At 57.6% G+C, this 3,442-nt stretch carries 3 protein-coding genes; all 3 read left to right on the top strand.

Annotation, left to right across the window (positions count from 1 at the left end):
• On the top strand, nucleotides 1–464 hold a 464-nt coding region (locus ABYV26_RS23180), incomplete at its 5' end, for an ABC transporter permease (RefSeq protein ID WP_372683724.1).
• A 16-nt stretch (nucleotides 465–480) separates the two neighbouring features.
• Nucleotides 481–2,361 (top strand): Gldg family protein, encoded by a 1,881-nt coding sequence (locus ABYV26_RS23175; protein WP_372683723.1) that lies wholly within the window; start codon nucleotides 481–483, stop codon nucleotides 2,359–2,361.
• A 3-nt stretch (nucleotides 2,362–2,364) separates the two neighbouring features.
• A partial coding sequence (locus ABYV26_RS23170) for a DUF4340 domain-containing protein (protein WP_372683722.1) occupies nucleotides 2,365–3,442 on the top strand: 1,078 nt, incomplete at its 3' end.

Genomic DNA, 3,442 nt, shown 5'->3' with positions numbered 1-3,442 from the left:
CCGTCACCGACGTGGTCCTGGGAAAATTCCTGGCCGCCTGGTGTTTTATCGGTATCGCGCTGGCCCTGACCTTTCCGTTGGTCCTGACCACCATGTATCTGGGCAGTCCGGATCTGGGAGTGATTTTTTGTGCCTACCTGGGGTCATTTCTCATGGCCGGCACCTTTTTGAGTGTGGGCAGCATGACCTCGGCCCTCACTCGAAGCCAGGTGGTCAGCTTCATTCTGGCTGTGGTGGCCTGCCTGTTTCTCATCCTGGCCGGTTTTGGGCCGGTGACAGCCGTGCTTTCCGGGTGGGCGCCGATGTGGCTGGTTGACCTGGTCTCCTCGACCAGCGTCCTATCCCATTTTGCCTCAATTGCCAGAGGCGTCCTGGATGTGAGAGATCTGCTTTACTACCTGTCGGTGATGGTCTTCATGATCTTTGTCAACGGCGTTATCCTGCAAAATAGGGAATCGGCATAAAGGAGGCCAAGAGTCCATGAGCGATGGAAAGAGACGCATTGGAAAAACCGCATTCTCGGCCGGAAGCGCCGTGCTGGTGCTCGTTATCGTTGTGCTGGTGAACATTCTGTTGTCCCGCACCACCTTGCGCTGGGATGCCACCGAAGACAATCTGTACTCATTGTCCCAGGGTACGCGGGCCATCCTGGCTGAATTGGATCAAGAGGTGGTGGTCAAGGTGTTTTACAGCAAGCACGTGGTCAACATCCCCTCCCAGATCAAGACCTTCGCCCAGCGGGTGATCGATTTTCTTTCTGAGTACGAACACTTCGGGAAGGGGCGGGTCTCAGTTGAAATTTATGACCCCAAACCCGATACCGAAGAAGAAGAGTGGGCCATCAAATACGGCATGAAAGGCATCAGTCTGCCGACCGGCGAGCAGGTCTACTTAGGACTGGTTGCCCTGGCTGCCGATCAGGAGGCGGCCATTGCCTTTATCGACCCCACCCAGGAGACGCGGCTGGAGTATGATTTGACGCGGATTATCGCCCGGGTGCAGACGACGGACCGGATGAAGATCGCCGTGTTCAGCAGTCTACCAGTATTCGGCACAGCACCCATGAACATGGGCATGGCCGGGCCCCGGCCCGGCTCGGAGCCCTGGTTTTTCATCCAGGAGCTGCAAAAGACCTACGATTTGATCGAGGTGAAACCCGATGCCGACCACATCGATCCGACCGCTGCGTTGCTGGTGCTGTTCCACCCCAGAAATATGTCCGACACAATGGCTTATGCCGTGGATCAATACGTTCTGGGCGGCGGCAACCTCATCGTATTTGCCGACCCGCTCAGCCTGATGGACGACCCACGCATGGGACCCGGCGGTTCCATTCCCATCCGTCTGTTCAAAGCCTGGGGGATCGCCATGGAGCCGGGAAAGGCCGTTGCCGACTACACCTACGCCACACGGCTGAGAAACCGCAACAACCAGGCGGAAACCAATCCGCTGTGGCTTTCCGCTTCAGCGCAGGCGTTTATCACCGACAACCTGATCACCACCAATCTGGAATCCATGCTGTTGCCGGTTGCCGGTGCCATCGAGACCCAACCGGACAACCCTTTCACCGTGGAACCCCTAATCCAGACCAGCACCAACAACGAGTTGGTGGACGCCTTCGCCCACAGCATGGATGTAGAGGCCCTGCGGCGGGATTTCAAGCCGTCGGGGATGGTGCGCAATCTGGCCGTTCGCCTATCGGGCACGTTTAAAACAGCCTTTCCTGAAGGAAAACCGGAGGCTGAACCCAAAGCCGGTGAAACGGCGCCGGAGACAGATGCCACGGATATGGAACCATCGCTGAAGGAAGGTAAAGCACCCTCGGTTATCGTCGTGGTGGCCGACAGCGATCTGCTGTATGACGGCTATTACCTGAGTCAACAGAACCTGCTGGGCTTTACGATTTCGAACATCTTCAACGACAACCTGAATTTCATGCTCAACACCAGCGAGATGCTGACCGGCAATCCTGCCTTGATCGGCATTCGCTCCCGGGGCACGTTCGAACGACCCTTCACACGGGTGCAGGAATTGGAACGCAAGGCGCAGGACCGCTGGCTGGACCAGGAGCAGGCGCTGGTTCGTCAGGTGGAGGAAACCAACCAGAAGCTCAGCATGCTCGAGCAGCAAAAAGATGCCGCACAGCGTGCGATCCTCAGCGAGGAGCAGGAGCAGGAGATCGCCCGCTTCCAGGAAGAGAAACTCAAGATCAACAAAGAACTCAAGACGGTCCGCCGCAACCTGCGTGCCGAAATCGAACATCTGGGAACGACGGTCAAGTTCGTGAATATTTTTCTCGTTCCGCTGGTCATCGGCATAGGCGGAATCATTTACGCAATCACCCGAAGAAGAAAGGCATAGTTGATGAAAGGCAAGACATTTTTGATCCTGCTGGCGGCGACAGGCCTTCTGCTGGCCCTCTGGTTTTTCCGTTTCGGGGAAGATGAGCACGCCGGCCAGGTGAAGATGGGAGATAAACTGTTTGCCGACCTGCCGGTGAACGCGGTGACCACCGTAACCATCGCCGATGCTGAAGACAAGGTGGTTTTGGTCAAGGGCGATACGGTGTGGCAGGTCGACGATCGCGGCGGCTATCCGGCCGATTTCGATGAACTCAGGGATCTGGTGGTCAAGCTTTCCCGGTTGAAAATCGGCCGCCGTTTTCCTGCTTCGACCGAAAGCCTGTCCCGCCTTTCGTTGATGGCCCCCTCCTCCTCGGACACCTCCTCAACAGGCAAGCAGATCACCTTGACAGACGCGTCGGGAAAGATTCTCGCCGAGGTCATCCTGGGTCAGCGCCGGGAGACCGACAACGGGGAGGAGGGTGGACAGTACCTGAAAATGGCCGATGCCGACACCGTCTTTCTCGTGGACGGCAGCTTCCGGTTCCTGAAAACAGCGCCGGCCCAATGGCTGAAAAAAGAGATCCTGGATGTCAAGGCTGAGAACGTGAAATCGGTCGCCTGTTATGTTGGCGACGCTTCGACTCCGATCTATACGATGTTGCGGCCGGATAAGGACGAGATGGCCAAGATGACGCCCGTCCCGCCGGGAAGAACGGCCGATCCGGCAAAAATTGACCAGGTTTTCGACGCCCTGTCGCCACTGACGCTGGATGATGTGCAGGCCGCCGACGGACTGCCGCCGGTGTCGGAATCAGGCCAGCCCCGCCTGGTCTACCAGCTTTTTGACGGCCGGCAGATTACCCTGTTTCTCTATTCTGATGACCAGGGCGGCTTTTCCCTGCGGGTGACGGCCGAGGATTCAACGGCGGAAACCCAGGCTGCCGCTGCACCCGATCCGCAACCCGCGGATGAAAAGAATCAAGCGGAAGAGACGGCTGCGGCCGCCCCAGAAACAGCCCGGCAACTCAACGAGGCGTTGGAGCCGTGGGTGTTTTCGATCAAGAAGTGGCAGTTTGACAGTTTCATCATCCAGCCGG

Source organism: Desulfosarcina sp. (assembly GCF_041551955.1).
Classification (GTDB): domain Bacteria; phylum Desulfobacterota; class Desulfobacteria; order Desulfobacterales; family Desulfosarcinaceae; genus Desulfosarcina.
The sequence above is the reverse complement of the archived record's forward strand: the minus strand, read 5'-3'. Positions and strand labels throughout refer to the sequence as shown.

What these genes read in the sequence shown, in the direction of transcription:
- ABYV26_RS23175 (WP_372683723.1), top strand. Translation starts at nt 481, where the DNA reads ATGAGCGATGGAAAGAGACGCATTGGAAAAACCGCATTCTCGGCCGGA.